The following is a 19,033-nucleotide window of genomic DNA, read 5'->3' as shown; positions in this document are numbered from 1 at the left end:
TGCGGCCGGTCTAGGCCCGCGGTGGGTGGTGCAGGCCCAGGTTCTCGTAGATTTCCAGCGTCGCCGTGGAGTTGTTGAGCGTGATGAAGTGCAGTCCGGGCACTCCCTCGGCCAGCAGCCGGGCGCAGAACTCCGTGGCGAATTCGATACCGATGGAGCGTACAGCGGCCGGATCGTCTTTTGCTGTGAGGATCCGCTCTTTCAGGACAGAGGGGATGGCCGCGTTGCTGAGCTGTGGCAGGCGCTCCAGCATCCGCACGCTGGTCACCGGCATGATCTCGGGGATGACGGGGGTCTCGCAGGCCGCTTTGACGACTCGGTCACGCAGTCGCAGATAGGACTCCGGCTGGAAGAACATCTGCGTGATGGCGTAGTCGGCGCCGGCCCGGCACTTGTCGACGAAGTGCGCGACGTCGGCGTCCCAGTCCCCGGACCGCGGGTGCATCTCCGGGAAGGCGGCGACGCCGACGCAGAAGTCGCCCGATTCCTTGATGAGCCGGACGAGTTCGGCGGCGTAGGTCAGCCCCTGCGGGTGAGCCACCCAGTCGCCCATGGGGTCGCCGGGCGGGTCGCCGCGGACGGCCAGGATATTGCGGATCCCGGCGTCGGCGTACTGGCCGATGATGTTGCGCAGTTCGGCGATGGAGTGGTTGACGGCGGTGAGGTGGGCGACCGGCGTGAGCGTGGTGTCCGCGACGATCTGCTGGGTCTCCTTGACCGTGCCCGCGCGGGTGGAACCGCCGGCACCGTACGTGACGGAGACGAAGTCCGGGGCGACCGCCTCGACCCTCCTGAGCGCGCTCCACAGGTTCCGCTCACCCTTGGGGGTCTTCGGCGCCGAGAACTCGAACGAGTACGTCGCCTTGCCCGTGGCGAGCATGTCGCGCACGGTGCGTGCGCGGTCAGTCCTGGTGGATGCGGTTCCGAGGGCCATACCCGCAGGTTAGCCAGGGGGCAGCGGTCACCCAACCGGATCCGGGAAATTTGCCCGGTTTGTCGACTTGTTGTCCACCCCTCGGACACCGGAGCCGGTCACGCCGGATCCCTGAGCCGCTTCGCGAACTCCGCCGCGGCGGCTCCCGGGTCGTCGGCCTCCGTGATGGCCCGTACGACGACGACCCGGCGGGCGCCGGCCTCCAGCACCTCGTCGAGGTTGCCGAGGTCGATGCCGCCGATGGCGAACCAGGGGCGGCCGGTGTCGAGGGAAGCGGTGTATCGGACCAGGTCGAGGCCGGGTGCGTGGCGGCCGGGCTTGGTCGGGGTCGGCCAGCACGGGCCGGTGCAGAAGTAGTCCACGCCTTCCTGGACGGCGGCCGCGGCGGCCTCGGCCTCGGAGTGCGTGGAGCGGCCGACGAGGATGTCGTCGCCCAGGATCGCGCGGGCGGCGGGGACCGGGAGGTCGCCCTGGCCGAGGTGGAGTACGGCGGGCGGCCAGGGGTGGGTGGCCCGCGCCGCGTGCGCCAGGTCGGCGCGGTCGTTCACCGAGAGGACCTTGCCGTACATGTGGCACTTGTCGGCGAACAGTTCCAGCCAGCCCAGTTCCTCGTCCGCCTCCAGGGTCTTGTCACGGAGCTGGATGAAGTCGACTCCGTTCTCCAGGACGGCGTCCAGGAACTCGGGCAGGTCGCCCTGCTTCTTACGGGCGTCCGTGCAGAGATACAGCCGGGCGTCGGCCAGCTGGGCGCGGGCGTCGGTATCGGACGTGACGGGCATGGGGGTCCCCCGATGTCGGTGGCGTACAGGCCGCGGGCCGGTGCGGTCGACCTGGGCGGGCCGCCCGTAGTGAACCACAGGGCTGGCTCCGCGGCCCACGTCCGCCGACAGCTGCGACAGGCAGATCCGTCCCACGTCCTGGCGACAAACCCGCAGGTCACCGAGGCCAGGCGTGAGACACATCCGCCAATCACCGCCGTGGCACCCTGCGCACGGGCCGACCGCGACCCGTGCGGCGGGACGCGGGTGACGGCCCGCGCCGGGCGGTGCCGGACAGCGGCCGCCAGGCGCGGGGCGGTTCAGCTTCTCGGGTCAGACGGCGAGCGCCTGGGCCCTGCGCTTCACCTCCGTGCCGCGGTTCTCGCTCAGCGCCTGGGCGGGGGTGCCGGGCAGGCTGTCGTCGGGGGTGAAGAGCCACTCCAGCATCTCTTCGTCGGAGAAGCCGTCGTCCCTCAGGAGCGTCAGGGTCCCGGTGAGGCCCTTGACGACCTTCTGCTCGACCCCGTCGATGAAGGCGGCGGGGACGTGCAGTGCGCGGTTCTCACCACGGCGTACGGCGATGAGCTGGCCGTCCTTGACCAGCTGGCGCGCACGCGTCACCTCGACATCGAGGATTTCCGCGATGTCGGGGAGGGTGAGCCAGGCGGGGACGAGAGCATCGATCTTTGCGTCAATCTCGGTCACGGCATCAAGCCTGCCATCCCGCACCGACAGTCGGAAGCCAGACCCCTGCGACCTGGGCTTTCGAACTACACTGTCGCCGCCTTCAGCGGCCTCGCCGGGTCCGCCAGCAGCTCCGGGTCCAGCTCCGGCCCCGCCTCGATCAGCCGCCGTCCCTGTGCCAGGTCCCGGGGCCGGCCCACCGCCAGCAGGGCGATGAGGCGGTTCTCGCGCAGCCAGCAGACCGTCCAGGCCGGGCCGGACGGGTCGCCGCGCCACAGGACCGTGTCGGCGGACGTGTGGTGGCCGACGTACTGGACGAAGCGGCCGAACTGCTCGGACCAGAAGTACGGCACGGGGTCGTAGACCGCGGGCGTCTCGCCGATGATGTTGGCCGCCACCGTGCGCGGGCCCTGGAGGGCGTTGTCCCAGTGGTGGACCAGCAGTCGCTCGCCGTACCTTCCCGAAGGGAAGGACGCGCAGTCGCCGACCGCGTAGACGTCCGGCGCGGAGGTGCGCAGGCGGTCGTCGGCCACGACCTCGCCGTGCGCGCCGAGCTCGATGCCCGAGCCGGCCAGCCAGGCCGTGGCGGGGCGGGCGCCGATGCCGACCACGACGGCGTCCGCGGGCAGCCGGGTGCCGTCGTCCAGGAGGACCTCGCCGGGCCGCACCCGCTCCACGCGCGCGTGGGTGCGCAGCGCGGCACCCGCGTCGGCGTACCAGGACGACATCGGCGCGGCCACCTCCGCGGGGAGCGCCCCCGCGAGCGGCCGTTCGGCGGCCTCCACGACCGTCACCGCGCAGCCCGCCTCGCGCGCGGCGGTGGCGAACTCGGCGCCGATCCAGCCCGCGCCGACCACCACGATGTCGTGCTGTCGGGCGAGTACGGGCCGCAGTCGCTCGGCGTCGTCGAGGGTGCGCAGCAGATGGACGCCGGGGACGCCCTCCGCGCCGGGCAGCCGGATCGGTTCGGCACCGGTGGCGAGGACCAGGACGTCGTACGGCACAGGCCCGGACTCGGTGTCCAGTTCGTGCTCGGCGGGGCGGACGCCCAGCACCTCGCGGCCCAGTTCCAGTTCGATGCCGAGCGCCTCGAAGTCGACGTCGAAGGCGGAGCCCTCGGCCTTGCCGAGCAGTACGGCCTTCGACAGCGGCGGCCGGTCGTACGGCTGATGCGGCTCCGCGCCGATGAGGGTCACGGTGCCGGTGAAACCCTGTTCGCGCAGGGCCACCGCGGTCTGTACGCCGGCCATGCCCGCGCCGACCACGACCACGCGCCGCTGAGACTGCTCCGTCTGCTCACTCACCGGATCACCATAGACAACTGACAATTTGTCAGTCAGCGGTCATGCACCGTGACCTGCTCCACAACGCTCGTCCCGGTGCCCGACTGCGACTCCCACTCCCAGCTCTCCTCCAGCCGCACCCGCCCGTCGGGCAGTTCGACGACCGTGGACACGCAGTGCCCCGACGAGGTCGTCCCGTCGTGCTTGAGCTGGACGTACCGGAAGTCGAGCCGGTCGCCCTCCCGGGTACCCACCAGATGCCCGCGCACGACATCGCCGCCCGCGTACTCGGCCCAGATCTCGCCGCTCTTCTCGTGGTACGTGAACCGCGTGCGGGTACCCACCTGACCTGGGGCCTGGTCGGCGACAGGGGCGAGGACGAGGCCGTCCAGCGAGCGGGGCATGGCAGCAGGCTCCCTTACACAAGCGCAAAACCAAGAGCTAGGGTGGCCAACGTAGAGCACTCGCGGGAGCCCGGACGCACCGGGCTGAGAGGGAGGCTGGCGGCCTCCGACCGTACGAACCTGATCCGGGTCATGCCGGCGAAGGGAGGGGCTGGACGCCCATGTCCTCACGTACGTCAGACGTCCTCGTCGTCGGGGGCGGAATCATCGGCCTCGTCACGGCCTGGCGGGCCGCGCAGCGCGGTTTCGCCACGGCCGTCGTCGACCCCGAACCGGGCGGCGGGGCCGCCCAGGTGGCCGCCGGGATGCTGGCCGCCGTCACGGAACTGCACTACGGCGAGCAGACCCTGCTGGGCCTGAACCTGGCCTCGGCCCGCCGCTATCCGGAGTTCGCGGCCGAGCTCACCGAGCTGACCGGCCACGACCTCGGTTACCGCCGCTGCGGCACGCTCGCCGTGGCGCTGGACGCCGACGACCGTGCCCATCTGCGGGAACTGCACACCCTGCAGCAGGAGTCGGGCCTGGAGTCGGAGTGGCTGTCCGGGCGGGAGTGCCGGCGCCTGGAACCGATGCTCGCACCGGGCGTGCGCGGCGGGCTGCGGGTGGACGGCGACCATCAGATCGACCCCCGGCGGCTGATCAAGGCGCTGCTGGCCGCCTGCGAGCGGGCGGGCGTGGTCTTCCACCGCCTCTGGGCCGAACGCCTGGACCTGGTAGGGGACCGGGCCGCCGGCATCACGGCCACCGATGGCACCCGGCTGGGCGCGGCCCAGTTGGTGCTCGCCGCCGGCAGCCTCAGCGGGCGGCTCGCCGGCGTCCCCGACGACGTACTGCCGCCGGTGCGGCCCGTGAAGGGGCAGGTGCTGCGGCTGACCGTGCCGCAGCGGTACGCGCCCTTCCTGAACCGGACCGTGCGGGCCGTGGTCCGTGGCAGCCAGGTCTATCTGGTGCCGCGCGAGAACGGCGAGCTGGTGATCGGGGCGACCAGCGAGGAGCAGGGCTGGGACACCACGGTGACCGCGGGCGGGGTGTACGAGCTGCTGCGCGACGCCCATGAGCTGGTGCCGGGCATCACGGAGCTGCCGCTCACGGAGACCCGCGCGGGGCTGCGCCCCGGTTCCCCCGACAACGCCCCGCTGCTCGGGCCGACCGGACTGCCCGGGCTGCTTCTCGCGACGGGCCACTATCGCAACGGTGTGCTGCTCACGCCGGTCACCGGCGACGCGATGGCCCATGTGCTGACCACAGGTGAACTGCCTGACGAGGTCCGCCCCTTCACCCCCCGGCGTTTCACCTTCACGGAGCTGCCCGCATGAACATCTCCGTCAACGGAGAGCCGCGACAGATCGCTCCCGGCACGGCTCTCGACACCGTCGTGCGGGCCCTCGCCCCGGCCCCTGCCGGAGTGGCCGCGGCCCTCAACGAAACCGTCGTCCCGCGCGGACAGTGGCCGTCGACGTCCCTCCGTGAGGGAGACCGCGTCGAGGTCCTCACCGCCGTCCAAGGAGGCTGACCCATGGCCGACGATCCCTTCGTCCTCGGCGGCAGGACCTTCTCCTCCCGCCTGATCATGGGCACCGGCGGCGCGCCCAGCCCGGATGTGCTGGAGCGGGCGCTGATCGCCTCCGGCACCGAGCTGACCACGGTCGCGATGCGGCGGGTGGACCCGACGGTGCACGGCTCGGTCCTCTCCGTGCTGACCGGGCTCGGCATCGAGGTGCTGCCCAACACCGCTGGCTGCTTCACCGCGGGCGAGGCCGTGCTGACGGCCCGCCTCGCGCGCGAGGCCCTCGGCACCGACCTGATCAAGCTGGAGGTCATCGCCGACGAACGCACCCTGCTGCCGGACCCCATCGAGCTCCTGGACGCCGCGGAGACGCTGGTCGACGACGGTTTCACGGTGCTGCCGTACACCAACGACGACCCCGTCCTCGCACGGAAGCTGGAGGACGTGGGCTGCGCGGCGATCATGCCGCTGGGCTCCCCGATCGGCTCCGGGCTCGGGATCCGCAACCCGCACAACTTCCAGTTGATCGTCGAGCACACGCGCGTGCCGGTGATCCTGGACGCGGGGGCCGGTACGGCGTCGGACGCGGCGCTCGCGATGGAGCTGGGGTGCGCGGGTGTGATGCTCGCCTCGGCGGTGACACGGGCCCAGGAGCCGGAGCTGATGGCGCACGCGATGCGGCACGCGGTGGAGGCGGGCCGGCTGGCGTACCGGGCGGGGCGCATCCCCAAGCGGCATTTCGCCGAAGCCTCGTCCCCCAGGGACGGGTTGGCGCGACTGGATCCCGAACGCCCCGCATTCTGAACGTACGTTCGACGCAGGCCGAAATTCGTTGCGATGTCCGTCACAGGACGGCTTCAGTCCCGCCCCGATCTCGCCCGAACCCGCGGCCCTGTCAGTCGCGGCTCGTACACTCACCTGCGTGGATACGACCCTTCAGGACCCTCTGGTCGGGCAGGTGCTCGACGGCCGCTATCGCGTGGACGCGCGGATCGCGGTCGGCGGGATGGCCACGGTCTACCGGGCCGTGGACACCCGCCTCGACCGCGTGCTCGCGCTGAAGGTGATGCACCCGGGCCTCGCCGCCGACGTCACCTTCGTCGACCGGTTCATCCGCGAGGCCAAGTCCGTCGCCCGGCTCGCCCACCCCAATGTGGTGCAGGTCTTCGACCAGGGCACCGACGGGTCGTATGTCTATCTCGCCATGGAGTACGTGGCGGGCTGCACCCTGCGTGACGTGCTGCGCGACCGTGGCGCGCTGCAGCCGCGGGCCGCGCTCGACATCCTGGAGCCGGTCCTCGCCGCGCTCGGCGCCGCGCACCGCGCGGGGTTCGTGCACCGGGACATGAAGCCCGAGAACGTGCTGATCGGGGACGACGGCCGGGTCAAGGTGGCCGACTTCGGGCTCGTCCGGTCCGTCGACACCGTCACCAACACCACGGGAACCGTGCTCGGCACGGTCTCGTATCTCGCGCCGGAGCAGATCGAGAGCGGCACAGCCGACCCCCGCGTCGACGTGTACGCGTGCGGTGTCGTGTTCTACGAGATGCTGACCGGCGAGAAGCCGCATGACGGGGACTCCCCCGCCGTGGTGCTCTACAAGCACCTCCACGAGGACGTCCCGGCGCCCTCGGGCATCGTCCCGGGGCTGGCGTTCGAGCTGGACGAGCTGGTCGCCTCGGCGACCGCCCGCACCCCGGACATCCGCCCTTACGACGCGGTGGCGCTGCTCGCGCAGGCCCGCGCGGCGCGCGGCGCGCTCAGCGAGGACCAGCTGGACCTGGTGCCGCCGCAGGCCCTGTCCGTCGCGCACAGCGGCGCCGAGGACCGCACGAGCGTGATCCCGCGTTCCTTGACGGTGCCGCGGCCGCTGCCGGTCAACGAGGACGGGGCCGCGCTCCACCACACGAGCCGCTTCGAGTCCCCGCCGCCCCCGCCGCCCCGGCGCCGTTCGGGACCACCGCGCGGGCCGCTCGCGATCGTCGTCGCCCTGCTGCTGATCCTCGGTGTGGGAGCCGGCGTCTGGTACATCAACTCCGGCCAGTTCACCAAGGTCCCGGCGCTGATCGACAAGACCGAGGTGCAGGCCCGGGACCGGTTGGAGGAGGCCGGGCTCGAGGTCGGCAAGGTGAAACAGGAGTACAGCGACACCGTGAAGCGCGGCCGGGTCATCGGCTCGGACCCCTCCGTGGGCACCCGCATACGGAGCAACGACTCCGTGACGCTGACCGTCTCCAAGGGCCCCGAGACCGTGAAGCTGGGCGACCTGAAGGGCCTCCGCCTCGACAAGGCGAGGGCACGGCTCAAGGGCGACGGCCTCGAACCGGGCATGGTGACCCGGGAGTTCAGCGACGACGTCATCAAGGGCTTCGTGATCAGCACCGACCCGGAGGCGGGCACCACGCTCCGCTCGGGCGCGGCGGTCGCCCTGGTCGTCAGCAAGGGCAGCCCCGTGGACGTCCCGGACGTCACCGGCGAGAGCCTGGAGGACGCGAAGGCGGACCTGACGGACGCGGGGCTGAAGGTGAAGGTCTCCGCCCAGCAGGTCAACTCCGAGTACGACAAGGGCATGGTCGCCGCGCAGACGCCGCAGGACGGCAGCGAGGCCGCCGAGGGCGACACCGTGACGCTGACGATCTCCAAGGGCCCGGAGATGGTCGAGGTCCCGGACGTGGTCGGCGACAGCGTCGACGACGCGAAGGCCGAGCTGGAGGGGGCCGGCTTCGAGGTCGACGAGGACCGCGGGATCCTCGGGCTGTTCGGCGACACCGTCAAGAACCAGTCGGTGGAGGGCGGCGAGACCGCCCCCAAGGGGTCGACGATCACGATCGAGATCCGCTGAGCGGGCCCGATCACCATCCGTCGACAGGGTGCCCCGGGCCGCGTGACACCCTGGGCGGGTGATGACTCAGCGCAACCCCGTCGGCGGCCATGTCCCCGTGGCCGGCGGTCTGAACTCCGTCGGCCTGTCCTACGCCCGTGACCTCGCGGCCGAGACCGTGCAGGTCTTCGTCGCCAACCCGCGCGGCTGGGCCACGCCCACCGGCAACCCGCGGCAGGACGAGGAGTTCCGTGCGGCGTGCGCGGCGGAGTCGATCCCGGCGTACGTCCATGCCCCGTATCTGATCAACTTCGGCTCGCACACCGAGGCGACGGTGGAGAAGTCGGTGGAGAGTCTGCGGCACTCGCTGCGGCGCGGGCGGGAGATCGGGGCGCTCGGTGTCGTCGTGCACACGGGCAGCGCGACCGGCGGACGGGACCGGTCCGTCGCCCTCAAGCAGGTCCGGGAGTACATGCTGCCGCTGCTCGACGAGCTCACCCACGACGACGACCCGTTTCTGCTGCTGGAGTCGACCGCCGGTCAGGGCGCCTCGCTCTGCTCGCGGACCTGGGACTTCGGTCCGTACTTCGAGGCGCTGGACGCCCACCCCAAGCTGGGTGTCTGCCTCGACACCTGCCACATCTTCGCGGCCGGCCACGACCTGACCGGCCCCTGCGGCATGCACCAGACCCTCGACCTACTGGTGGACACCGTCGGCGAGGGCCGTCTGAAGCTGATCCACGCCAATGACTCCAAGGACGTGGTCGGCGCCCACAAGGACCGGCACGCGAACATCGGCGCCGGCCATATCGGCGAGGACCCGTTCCGGGCGCTGATGACCCACCCCGCCACCGAGGGCGTACCGCTGATCATCGAGACGCCCGGCGGCAAGGAGGGGCACGCGGCGGACGTGGAGCGGCTGAAAAAACTGCGAGACGCCCAACCCGATATGGAATACCCCTGGGGGGTATACGGTTCTTGCTCGGTGCAGGAACCGTAACCCGGCATTGGGGGCACACATGCAGCACGAGGCGCACGCGGAACACGCTCACCACCAGTCAGGCGGCAGCTGGGCCATGGCCGTCCGGGCCACCCTCCACTGCCTCACGGGGTGTGCCATCGGCGAGGTGCTCGGCATGGTCATCGGCACCGCGCTCGGCTGGGGCAACGCCCCGACCCTGATCCTGGCGATCGTCCTCGCCTTCTTCTTCGGCTACGCGCTCACCCTGCGTGGCGTCATGAAGGCGGGCCTGGACCTGCGCGCCGCACTGAAGGTGGCGCTGGCCGCGGACACCCTCTCCATCGCCGTGATGGAGCTGGTCGACAACGGAGTGATCGTGCTGTGGCCGGGGGCCATGGACGCCGAACTCGCCGACCCGCTGTTCTGGGGCGCGCTGGCGATCGCTCTGGCCGTCGCCTTCGTCCTCACCACGCCGGTCAACAAGTGGATGATCGGCCGGGGCAAGGGGCACGCCGTGGTGCACCAGTACCACCACTGAGCCCTACAGGTCCGGGCCGTCCCCCGGCACCTCCTGGTAGGAGTAGCGCTGCTCCCGCCAGGGGTCGCCGAGGTTGTGATAGCCGCGCTCCTCCCAGAAGCCACGGCGGTCGGCGGTCATGTACTCGACGCCGCGGACCCATTTGGGCCCCTTCCAGGCGTACAGATGGGGGACGACCAGCCGGAGCGGGAAACCGTGCTCGGCGGTGAGCAGCTCGCCGTCCTTGTGGGTGGCGAAGATGGTGCGCTCGGCGGCGAAGTCCGCGAGGCGCAGGTTGGAGCTGAAGCCGTACTCGGCCCACACCATCACATGGGTGACGGCCGGGGCCGGCGGGGCGATGTCCAGGATGGTCCGGGCGGGGACGCCGCCCCACTCGGCGCCGAGCATGCTGAACTTCGTGACGCAGTGCAGATCGGCCACGACGGTGGTGTGCGGCAGAGCCGTGAACTCGTCGTGGTTCCAGCACTGTTTCTCACCGTCGGCGGTAGCTCCGAAGACGCGGAACTCCCAGCGTTCGGGGCGGAACTTGGGGACGGGTCCGTAGTGCGTGACCGGCCAGCCGCGCTGGATTCGCTGTCCCGGCGGAAGCTCGGACTGTGCCGCTTCTCCTGACTCGCGTTCCACCGGCTGACCCATGACTCCATCCTGACAGACCTCGAGCAGTGCACATGACCAGCCCCTTACGGATTCACCTCAAATCGGACTAAGCATGCCCTTACTTACTAAGTGAAGACTTACTGGACGATCTTCGATACCGGTGCAAGGATGCGGCGCAACCTGCCAGTTCCCCCCGGTTGGAAGGAGCCTCTGCGATGCAGGGCGACCCCGAGGTCATCGAATTCCTCAACGAGCAGCTCACCGGCGAGCTCACCGCGATCAACCAGTACTTCCTGCACGCGAAGATGCAGGAGAACTTCGGCTGGACGAAGCTCGCCAAGTACACGCGCCACGAGTCGTTCGACGAGATGAAGCACGCCGAGGTGCTCACCGACCGGATCCTCTTCCTGGACGGGCTGCCGAACTACCAGCGCCTGTTCCACGTCCGGGTCGGGCAGACGGTCAAGGAGATGTTCGAGGCGGACCGGCAGGTCGAGGTCGAGGCGATCGACCGCCTCAAGCGCGGTATCGAGGTGATGCGCGCCAAGGGCGACATCACGTCCGCGAACATCTTCGAGTCGATCCTCGAGGACGAGGAGCACCACATCGACTACCTCGACACCCAGCTGGAACTGGTGGAGAAGCTCGGCGAGGCGCTCTACATCGCGCAGCTGATCGAGCAGCCGGAGAGCTAAGCGGCCTCGTCCAGCCCGGCAAGGACCGGCCGGCCCTGGTCGGCGAGCTCACGTGTCGGGCAGGCGCCCCGGCCCAGCAGCGCCTGGATGCGCCGCACACAGGAACCGCAGTCGGTGCCCGCCTTGCAGGCGGAGGCTATCTGACGCGGGGTGCAGGCACCGTCCGCCGCGTGCTTCTTGACCTGCTGCTCGGTGATGCCGAAGCAACTGCAGACGAACACGCGGTTCACCTCCCGCCGGGATGGATAAGTGGCGCCGTCCCGACTAATCGGTGAGGCTAACCTAACCTTACCCGGCGCGCAGGAGCCGCAAAAGTGGAGTGGGGCGCGGATCGTATGTGATCCGCGCCCCACCTCATGCTCCTGTAACAGGCGCATCCACTGCTGATCTGCTACTAGTCCCGGTACAGCTCCGCGACGAGGAACGCCAGGTCCAGGGACTGGCTGCGGTTGAGCCTCGGGTCGCAGGCCGTCTCATAGCGCTGGTGCAGGTCGTCGACGAAGATCTCGTCGCCGCCGCCCACGCACTCGGTGACGTCGTCGCCGGTGAGCTCCACGTGAATGCCGCCCGGGTGGGTGCCCAGACCCTTGTGGACCTCGAAGAAGCCCTTGACCTCGTCGAGCACGTCGTCGAAGCGACGGGTCTTGTGGCCGGAGGCCGCCTCGTAGGTGTTGCCGTGCATCGGGTCGGTGATCCAGGCGACGTTCGCGCCGGAGGCGGTGACCTTCTCGACCAGCTCGGGCAGCTTGTCGCGGACCTTGTCCGCGCCCATCCGCACGATGAAGGTGAGGCGGCCCGGCTCGCGGTCCGGGTCGAGGCGCTCGATGTACTGCAGCGCGTCCTCGGCCGTCGTCGTCGGGCCCAGCTTGATCCCGATCGGGTTGCGGATCTTCGAGGCGAACTCGATGTGCGCGCCGTCCAGCTGGCGGGTGCGCTCACCGATCCAGACCATGTGGCCCGAGACGTCGTACAGCTGGCCCGTACGCGAGTCGACCCTGGTCAGCGCCGACTCGTAGTCGAGGAGCAGCGCCTCGTGGGAGGCGTAGAACTCGACCGTCTTGAACTCCTCCGGGTCCGTGCCGCAGGCCCGCATGAAGTTCAGCGCGTTGTCGATCTCCCGCGCGAGCTGCTCGTAGCGCTGCCCGGACGGGGACGACTTCACGAAGTCCTGGTTCCAGGCGTGCACCTGGCGCAGGTCCGCGTATCCACCCGTGGTGAAGGCGCGCACCAGGTTGAGCGTGGAGGCGGAGGCGTTGTACATCCGCTTCAGGCGCTCGGGGTCCGGAATGCGGGCCTTCTCGTTGAACTCGAAGCCGTTGACCGAGTCGCCGCGGTACGTCGGCAGAGTCACGCCGTCGCGGGTCTCGGTGCCCTTGGAGCGCGGCTTGGAGTACTGGCCGGCGATCCGGCCGACCTTCACGACCGGCACCGAGGCGGCGTACGTCAGCACGGCGCCCATCTGGAGCAGGGTCTTGAGCTTGTTGCGGATGTGGTCGGCGGACACCGCGTCGAAGGCCTCGGCGCAGTCGCCGCCCTGGAGGAGGAACGCCTCTCCCTTGGCGACGGCCGCCAACCGGGCGCGCAGCTGATCGCACTCGCCCGCGAAGACGAGCGGCGGATACGACTCGAGGTCCGCAACGACTGCGCGCAGAGCCTCGGTGTCGGGGTACTCGGGCTGCTGCGCCGCGGGCAGGTCTCGCCAGGTGTTGCCGGCGCTCTGGCCGGTCTTAGCGTTCACGGTCACGGCCTCAACATTACGGGGTCGTGTCGCATCGCTTTCGCACGGCTCGACAGGTGAGACGCACCCATGCTCAGGTGCGCGTGGGGTAAGGTGCCTCGCATGTTCGCGCACTCGACCCAGAACTGGTGGTGGACCGCTCATCCGGCGGCCCACTGACTGCGCGTACGCAAGACTTCGCGAAGGCCGCCCGAGGGGCGGCCTTCGGTGTTTCCGGGGTCCGTTCCTCCCAGTGAACTCCTGATGAGTTCCCACCGAGAAGGACAACGGACCCATGCATCTGATCGACCTGCTCGACGATCCCCGCCCGTTCGCCCTGCTGCGCCGTCGCACACCGGGCCATGACGAGCGGACCGTGGAGCTGCTGGTCGGCCCGGTCACCACGTACGACCGCCTCGCCGACCTCCCCGACGAAGGCCTTGCCCTGGTCCCCTTCCGCCAGATCCGCGAGCGCGGCTTCGACGTGCGGGACGACGGGACGCCGCTCGCGGTGCTGACGCCCGAGGAGAGCCACACGCTGGATCTGGAGGAGGTCCTGGACCGGCTCCCGGCGCATGACGTGCGTGTCGAGCGCGGTGGCTTCGACGTCGGCGACGAGGAGTACGCCGCGATCGTCGAGCGCGTGCTGCGGGAGGAGATCGGGCAGGGCGAGGGCGCGAACTTCGTGATCCGGCGGACGTACGAGGGTGAGATCCCGGGGTTCACAAGAGCCGATGCGCTCGCCCTGTTCCGGCGGCTCCTCGAAGGTGAGCGCGGCGCGTACTGGACCTTCGTCGTCCACACCGGGGACCGGACCCTGGTCGGCGCCAGTCCCGAGGTGCATGTGCGCATGTCCGGCGGCACGGTCGTCATGAACCCGATCAGCGGGACGTACCGCTATCCCGCCGAGGGGCCCACCCCCGAGCACCTTCTCGACTTCCTCGCCGACGGCAAGGAGATCGAGGAGCTGTCGATGGTCGTCGACGAGGAGCTCAAGATGATGTGCACCGTCGGCGACATGGGCGGGGTCGTCATCGGGCCGCGGCTGAAGGAGATGGCTCATCTCGCGCACACGGAGTACGAGCTGCGCGGGAAGTCCTCGCTGGATGTGCGGGAGGTGCTGAAGGAGACCATGTTCGCGGCGACCGTCACCGGCTCGCCCGTGCAGAACGCCTGCCGGGTCATCGAGCGGCACGAGGTCGGGGGGCGCGGCTACTACGCGGGCGCGCTGGCGCTGCTGGGGAAGTACGCGGGTGGCGGGCGGGAAGGATCAGCCGGGGCCCAGACCCTGGACTCCCCCATCCTCATCCGCACCGCGGACATCGACGCGGACGGCCGGCTGCGGGTACCGGTCGGCGCCACTCTCGTCCGCGGTTCGGACCCGGCGGGCGAGGTGGCCGAGACGCACGCGAAGGCGGCGGGGGTGCTGGCGGCGCTGGGCGTGCGTGCGCAGCGGCCGCGCGAGGAAGGCGTACGTCCCCGGCTGGCCGACGACCCCCGGGTGCGGGCGGCTCTCGACGGTCGCCGGTCCTCGCTCGCCCCGTTCTGGCTGCGGATGCAGGAAGCCCCCGGGAAGGACGCGGAGCTCACCGGCCATGCCCTGGTCGTGGACGGCGAGGACACCTTCACGGCGATGCTCGCGCACGTCCTGCGGTCCAGCGGCCTTGAGGTCACCGTCCGGCGTTACGACGAGCCCGGTCTGCGCGAGGCGGTCCTCGCTCATGAGGGTCCGGTGGTCCTGGGGCCCGGTCCGGGCGACCCCTGCGACCTGACCGACCCCAAGATGGGCTTCCTGCGTGACCTGACCGCCCACGTCGTCCGCGAGAACCGGCACGGTGTGCTCGGCGTCTGTCTCGGGCACGAGCTGCTGGCGGCCGAGCTGGGGCTGGAGATCGTACGGAAGGAAGTGCCCTACCAGGGCGCGCAGACGACGGTCGATCTGTTCGGGCGGCCGGAGACCGTGGGCTTCTACAACAGCTTCGTGGCGCGGTGCGACGACGAGACGGCGGCGGAGCTGGCCGCGCACGAGGTCGAGGTCAGCCGGAGCGCTTCGGGCGAGGTGCATGCCCTGCGCGGGCCGGGCTTCGCCGGAGTGCAGTTCCACCCGGAGTCGGTGCTCACGCTGAACGGTGCCGCGGTCGTACGGGAGCTGGTGGGTCAGCTGCGCGGGACGAGCACGTTCTCCGAGCGGCGGCCGGCCCTGTAGTCGAGGACGTTGCGCACCGTGGCGTCGACGTAGTACGAGACCCGGGCGACCGTCATGCCGAGCCCTTCGGCGACCTTGAGGTCGATGTTGTTGAACCCGGTGGACCGCTGGGCGATCATCCGTGTGCCGCCGGCCGCGAGGACCTCCAGGACACGGGCGCCGAGTTCGGCGTTGACGCTGGTGGAGATCGCCTCGTAGCCGGCCGCGATGGGGGCGGTGTCCTCGTTGAGGAAGACATCGAGACAGCGGACCTCGTGGTGGCCCCGGAAGGCCTGCTGGATCAGCGGCTTCTCGTCCGCCTGGACACCGAAGGCGAGAATCTCCACGCGGCCCTCCGGGGTACGCCGGAATTGTCTGATACTGGCGAATATCTCACAGACCTCTACGGAGCCGCTCCGTCAGCGCGCGGCCCTGCTGCGGGGACGGGCGGGGTTCGGCGAGGCGGCTGTGGAGACGGTCGAGATGCAGGTCCACGGTGGCCTCGACGAGCTCCGCGTAGGCCCCGGCGGCGAGCGCGGCCCTTCGCTGCGCGACGGCGGCGGTCACCAGGGCGATCGGCGCGGCCGGGCCGTCGGGTCGACCAGGGGGCGCAGGTCGGGGGCGTGGAAGCGGGCCGTGCGCGGTGCAGCAGGGCGAGGGCGAGCAGGAGCGTGCTCCGGCGGATGGCCGCCCCGCCCGCGCCGGGCGTCGACCGACCGCCCGGCCGCCCGGAGCGGCTCGTCGAGCCCGGCCACCTGCCGAGGCGAGGGCGTCGGCGGCACCCGACCATCGGTCCTCCCCGTGACACGTGTGCCGAACGCCGCCACGGTAACCGCGGCGGCGTTCGGATGTCGCGCAACTCAAGTCACGGGAAGGGGAGTTGTTCCCGGCCCCGGGCTCAGCCGAAGAACACCCCGACCTCCTCGTACAGCTTCGGGTCCACCGTCTTCAGCTTGGCCGTCGCCTCCGCGATCGGCACCCGCACGATGTCCGTGCCGCGCAGCGCGACCATCTTGCCGAAGTCGCCGTCCCGGACGGCCTCGATGGCGTGCAGGCCGAAGCGGGTGGCGAGCCAGCGGTCGAAGGCGCTGGGGGTGCCGCCGCGCTGGATGTGCCCGAGGACCGTCGTACGGGCCTCCTTGCCGGTCCGCTTCTCGATCTCCTTGGCCAGCCACTCGCCGACCCCGGACAGCCGGACGTGTCCGAAGGAGTCCAGCGACTCGTCCTTGAGGACCATGTCGCCGTCCTTGGGCATGGCGCCCTCGGCGACGACCACGATCGGGGCGTACGAGGCCTTGAAGCGGGAGGTCACCCAGGCGCACACCTTGTCGACGTCGAAGCGCTGCTCGGGGATGAGGATGACGTTGGCGCCACCGGCCAGCCCCGAGTGGAGGGCGATCCAGCCCGCGTGCCGGCCCATGACCTCGCAGACCAGAACCCGCATATGGGACTCGGCGGTGGTGTGCAGCCGGTCGATGGCCTCCGTGGCGATGCCGACCGCGGTGTCGAAGCCGAAGGTGTAGTCGGTGCCGGACAGGTCGTTGTCGATGGTCTTCGGTACGGCGACGACGGGGACGCCGTACTCGTCGTTGAGGCGTGCGGCCACGCCCAGGGTGTCCTCGCCGCCGATGGCGATGAGCGCCTCGACCTCCTGCTTGGCGAGGTTCTCCTTGATGCGGCGGATGCCGCCCTCCACCTTCAGCGGGTTGGTCCGCGAGGAGCCGAGGATGGTGCCGCCGCGGGGCAGGATGCCGCGCACGGCGGGGATGTCGAGGCGGACGCTGTCGTTCTCCAGTGGTCCTCGCCAGCCGTCCCGGAAGCCGACGAAGTCATAGCCGTACTCCTGCACGCCCTTGCGGACGACGCCCCGGATGACGGCGTTGAGCCCGGGGCAGTCGCCGCCTCCGGTCAGTACTCCGACCCGCATGGAAATGTCCCTTCGCCGCGGTTGCCTGTGAGGGTCACGCTAATGGTGATCCAGGTCACACAGCGATGGGTGGGAAGGGCAATTCCGGTGAATCAGGGAGTCGTTGGTTTACGCGTCGTCAAGCCCGCGCTTCTACTCGTCGTCGAGCCCGCGCTCTATGGCGTACCGGACGAGCTCGACCCGGTTGTGAAGCTGCAGCTTGCCCAGGGTGTTCTGGACGTGGTTCTGGACCGTGCGGTGCGAGATGACCAGGCGCTCGGCGATCTGCTTGTAGCTCAGGCCCTTGGCGACCAGCCGCAGCACCTCGGTCTCCCGGTCGGTGAGCTGCGGCGCCTTGGGCTGGTCGGTGTCCGGGGCAGGCGCGGGCTCGGAGGCCAGCCGACGGTACTCCCCGAGGACGAGTCCGGCGAGGCCGGGCGTGAAGACGGGGTCCCCGACGGCCGTACGGCGTACCGCGTCCAGGAGTTCCTCGGTGGACGCCGACTTCAGCAGATAGCCGGTCGCGCCCGACTTCACGGCCTCCAGCACATCCGCGTGCTCACCGCTCGCCGACAGCACGAGAACCCGCAGCGCCGGGTTGTGCCCGACGAGTTCCTTGCAGACCTGGACGCCGGGCTTCAACGGCAGGTTCAGGTCGAGCACGAGCACATCGGGACCGGCGGCCTTGGCACGCCGTACGGCCTGGTCGCCGTCGCCCGCGGTGGCCACCACGTCGAAGCCGGACGCGTCCAGGTCTCGGGCGACCGCGTCGCGCCACATCGGGTGGTCGTCGACCACCATCACCTTGATCGGGCCCTGGTCACTCATCGCTGTCCTGCCTTCCCCCGCGAAACCTTCGGTACCTTCAGCTCGACCTCCGTGCCCTGCCCGGGCACCGAGATCAGTTCGGCGCTGCCGCCGAGTTCGCTCAACCGCCCCCGGATCGACAGGGCCACCCCCATCCGCCCCTCCCCCTCGGCCTGCGCGAGCCGCCCCTCGGGGATGCCGGGCCCGTTGTCCCGTACGGTCACCACGACCTCGTCGGGCTCGTCCTCGACGAGGATCCACGCGCGCGCGTGCTCACCGGCATGCTTGCGTACGTTGTCCAGGGCGGCCCCCACCGCGGCGGCCAGCTCCTTCGCGGCGGCCGGGGACAAGTCCACCGGGGCGCCGGGCTCGGCGAAACTGACCTTGGCGGCGGCGAACGGGGCGAGCAGCACGCGAAGATCGACGGGACCCTCGGGATCCGGCTCGTCGACGGCTCGTACGACCGCCCCCTGCGCCACGTCCTCGGACGCCCACGAGACAGGCCTCAGCCCTCCGGAGACCAGGGTGCGCAGCGCCACCTCCTGCTCGCCGGCCATCCGGCCCAGCTCGGCCGCCTCACCGCCGATGACGGCACCGCGCCGCTGCACCATGGCGAGCACCTGGAGCACGCTGTCGTGGATGTCCCGCGCGAGCCGCTCCCGCTCCCTGGTCGCGGCCTCGATCTCCAGGGCGCGGGCGAGAGTGCGCTCGGAGGCGCGGGCGACCTCGACGACGTAGCCGATGGCGATGGAGGCGACCCAGACGAGGATGACGTTGTGGACGGTGTCCCGGGCCGGCTGGCCGCGCTCGATCAGGTTGGCGGCGGCGACCGGTGTGGAGGCGAACGCGGCCCAGCGCCAGCCGCCCTTGATGGCGAACGCGAGGACCGAGCCGGCGGTCCATATCGACGGCAGGGTGGGGCCGCTGGTGTCGATGTGGTGGTCGCTGACGGCGAGCGGGGTCAGGAGGATCCCGGTGATCGCGACGGCGAGGTCCACGGCCAGGAAGCGCTTGGTGCAGGCGGCCTCGTTCTGGACCCGGGGCAGGGTGGCGAGCGTCCAGCCGCACAGGACGACGTAGTACGCGACGGCGATGCCCGGGCGGTCGTAGTTCTCGTAGCCGGTGGCGAACAGTCCGACCGCGTACAGCATGGTCAGCACCCGGTATCCGGTGAGCGCACGCCACAGCGGCAGCTCCACCGACATCCTCATCACACGCTCACGCCTGGCCATGTCC

Annotated in this window: 21 protein-coding genes, 1 pseudogene and 1 riboswitch; of the genes and pseudogenes, 9 read left to right on the top strand and 13 right to left on the bottom strand. The window is 70.6% G+C overall.

Going from position 1 to position 19,033, the window contains the following annotated elements; translation table 11 throughout:
• Window positions 1-10 precede the first annotated feature (10 nt).
• The 5 genes from metF to TN53_RS26940 all read right to left on the bottom strand — a co-directional run bounded on the left by metF (window position 11) and on the right by TN53_RS26940 (window position 4,063).
• Window positions 11-934: a methylenetetrahydrofolate reductase [NAD(P)H] gene (metF, locus tag TN53_RS26960; protein WP_046261265.1), complete on the bottom strand. Its 924-nt coding sequence runs from the start codon at window positions 932-934 to the stop codon at window positions 11-13.
• Between the two features lie 98 nt (window positions 935-1,032).
• The gene (thiE, locus tag TN53_RS26955) at window positions 1,033-1,713 is read right to left on the bottom strand and encodes a thiamine phosphate synthase (protein WP_046261264.1); all 681 of its coding nucleotides are present in this window, start codon (window positions 1,711-1,713) and stop codon (window positions 1,033-1,035) included.
• 312 nt (window positions 1,714-2,025) lie between these two features.
• Window positions 2,026-2,397: an Rv2175c family DNA-binding protein gene (locus TN53_RS26950; RefSeq protein ID WP_046261263.1), complete on the bottom strand. Its 372-nt coding sequence runs from the start codon at window positions 2,395-2,397 to the stop codon at window positions 2,026-2,028.
• A gap of 65 nt (window positions 2,398-2,462) precedes the next feature.
• On the bottom strand, window positions 2,463-3,680 hold the full coding sequence (locus TN53_RS26945) for an NAD(P)/FAD-dependent oxidoreductase (protein ID WP_199924656.1): 1,218 nt from the start codon (window positions 3,678-3,680) through the stop codon (window positions 2,463-2,465).
• A gap of 32 nt (window positions 3,681-3,712) precedes the next feature.
• Entirely contained in the window at window positions 3,713-4,063 is a 351-nt protein-coding gene (locus TN53_RS26940) for a hypothetical protein (protein WP_046261261.1), read from the bottom strand.
• A 52-nt stretch (window positions 4,064-4,115) separates the two neighbouring features.
• Window positions 4,116-4,227: riboswitch (TPP riboswitch) on the top strand.
• On the opposite strand from TN53_RS26940, the gene thiO reads away from it, so the two are divergent.
• The 6 genes from thiO (at window position 4,225) to TN53_RS26910 (ending at window position 9,890) form a co-directional block, all read left to right on the top strand.
• Window positions 4,225-5,379 carry a glycine oxidase ThiO gene (gene thiO, locus TN53_RS26935; RefSeq protein ID WP_046261260.1) on the top strand — a complete coding sequence of 385 codons (1,155 nt, stop codon included), beginning with the start codon at window positions 4,225-4,227 and terminating at the stop codon, window positions 5,377-5,379. Its footprint overlaps the riboswitch before it by 3 nt.
• Window positions 5,376-5,576, top strand: coding sequence for a sulfur carrier protein ThiS (gene thiS, locus TN53_RS26930; RefSeq protein WP_046261259.1), 201 nt, complete (start codon window positions 5,376-5,378; stop codon window positions 5,574-5,576). The genes thiO and thiS overlap by 4 nt, the downstream gene beginning before the upstream one ends.
• Before the next feature lie 3 nt (window positions 5,577-5,579).
• Window positions 5,580-6,374, top strand: coding sequence for a thiazole synthase (locus TN53_RS26925; protein ID WP_046261258.1), 795 nt, complete (start codon window positions 5,580-5,582; stop codon window positions 6,372-6,374).
• A gap of 118 nt (window positions 6,375-6,492) precedes the next feature.
• Window positions 6,493-8,412 (top strand): Stk1 family PASTA domain-containing Ser/Thr kinase, encoded by a 1,920-nt coding sequence (gene pknB / locus TN53_RS26920; RefSeq protein WP_046261257.1) that lies wholly within the window; start codon window positions 6,493-6,495, stop codon window positions 8,410-8,412.
• 61 nt (window positions 8,413-8,473) lie between these two features.
• Complete coding sequence (locus TN53_RS26915) at window positions 8,474-9,391, top strand: deoxyribonuclease IV (RefSeq protein ID WP_046261256.1); 918 nt, start codon at window positions 8,474-8,476, stop codon at window positions 9,389-9,391.
• Window positions 9,392-9,410: 19 nt separating this feature from the next.
• Entirely contained in the window at window positions 9,411-9,890 is a 480-nt protein-coding gene (locus TN53_RS26910; protein ID WP_046261255.1) for a DUF4396 domain-containing protein, read from the top strand.
• Between the two features lie 3 nt (window positions 9,891-9,893).
• Here TN53_RS26910 and TN53_RS26905 read toward each other — a convergent pair whose 3' ends face one another.
• On the bottom strand, window positions 9,894-10,526 hold the full coding sequence (locus TN53_RS26905; protein ID WP_046261254.1) for a sulfite oxidase-like oxidoreductase: 633 nt from the start codon (window positions 10,524-10,526) through the stop codon (window positions 9,894-9,896).
• Between the two features lie 176 nt (window positions 10,527-10,702).
• On the opposite strand from TN53_RS26905, the gene bfr reads away from it, so the two are divergent.
• Window positions 10,703-11,182, top strand: coding sequence for a bacterioferritin (gene bfr, locus TN53_RS26900; protein WP_030596293.1), 480 nt, complete (start codon window positions 10,703-10,705; stop codon window positions 11,180-11,182).
• On the opposite strand, the gene TN53_RS26895 is transcribed toward bfr, so the two are convergent.
• Entirely contained in the window at window positions 11,179-11,403 is a 225-nt protein-coding gene (locus TN53_RS26895; protein ID WP_199924655.1) for a (2Fe-2S)-binding protein, read from the bottom strand. The genes bfr and TN53_RS26895 overlap by 4 nt on opposite strands.
• 173 nt (window positions 11,404-11,576) lie before the next feature.
• Window positions 11,577-12,926: a class II 3-deoxy-7-phosphoheptulonate synthase gene (locus TN53_RS26890; protein ID WP_046261252.1), complete on the bottom strand. Its 1,350-nt coding sequence runs from the start codon at window positions 12,924-12,926 to the stop codon at window positions 11,577-11,579.
• A gap of 63 nt (window positions 12,927-12,989) precedes the next feature.
• Between TN53_RS26890 and TN53_RS49620 the strand changes: the two genes are divergently transcribed.
• Together TN53_RS49620 and TN53_RS26885 are read left to right on the top strand one after the other, a co-directional pair.
• The gene (locus TN53_RS49620; protein WP_095046750.1) at window positions 12,990-13,079 is read left to right on the top strand and encodes a trp operon leader peptide; all 90 of its coding nucleotides are present in this window, start codon (window positions 12,990-12,992) and stop codon (window positions 13,077-13,079) included.
• A 115-nt stretch (window positions 13,080-13,194) separates the two neighbouring features.
• Window positions 13,195-15,105 carry an anthranilate synthase family protein gene (locus tag TN53_RS26885; protein WP_046261251.1) on the top strand — a complete coding sequence of 637 codons (1,911 nt, stop codon included), beginning with the start codon at window positions 13,195-13,197 and terminating at the stop codon, window positions 15,103-15,105.
• 14 nt (window positions 15,106-15,119) lie between these two features.
• Here the strand turns inward: TN53_RS26885 and TN53_RS26880 are convergent.
• From TN53_RS26880 to macS, 5 genes and pseudogenes are all read right to left on the bottom strand, one after another.
• A pseudogene (locus TN53_RS26880) lies at window positions 15,120-15,431 on the bottom strand (2-hydroxyacid dehydrogenase); the annotation flags it as partial.
• Window positions 15,432-15,477: 46 nt separating this feature from the next.
• Window positions 15,478-15,651 carry a hypothetical protein gene (locus TN53_RS47440; protein ID WP_159038203.1) on the bottom strand — a complete coding sequence of 58 codons (174 nt, stop codon included), beginning with the start codon at window positions 15,649-15,651 and terminating at the stop codon, window positions 15,478-15,480.
• Window positions 15,652-15,982: 331 nt separating this feature from the next.
• Window positions 15,983-17,011, bottom strand: coding sequence for a 6-phosphofructokinase (locus tag TN53_RS26875; RefSeq protein WP_046261249.1), 1,029 nt, complete (start codon window positions 17,009-17,011; stop codon window positions 15,983-15,985).
• A 132-nt stretch (window positions 17,012-17,143) separates the two neighbouring features.
• Window positions 17,144-17,818: a response regulator gene (locus TN53_RS26870; protein WP_046261248.1), complete on the bottom strand. Its 675-nt coding sequence runs from the start codon at window positions 17,816-17,818 to the stop codon at window positions 17,144-17,146.
• Window positions 17,815-19,029: a MacS family sensor histidine kinase gene (macS, locus tag TN53_RS26865; protein WP_046261247.1), complete on the bottom strand. Its 1,215-nt coding sequence runs from the start codon at window positions 19,027-19,029 to the stop codon at window positions 17,815-17,817. Before macS ends, TN53_RS26870 begins: the two co-directional genes overlap by 4 nt.
• Between the last annotated feature and the right edge of the window lie 4 nt (window positions 19,030-19,033).

The organism is Streptomyces sp. WM6386, from assembly GCF_000972385.1.
Lineage (GTDB): Bacteria > Actinomycetota > Actinomycetes > Streptomycetales > Streptomycetaceae > Streptomyces.
The sequence above is the reverse complement of the archived record's forward strand: the minus strand, read 5'-3'. Positions and strand labels throughout refer to the sequence as shown.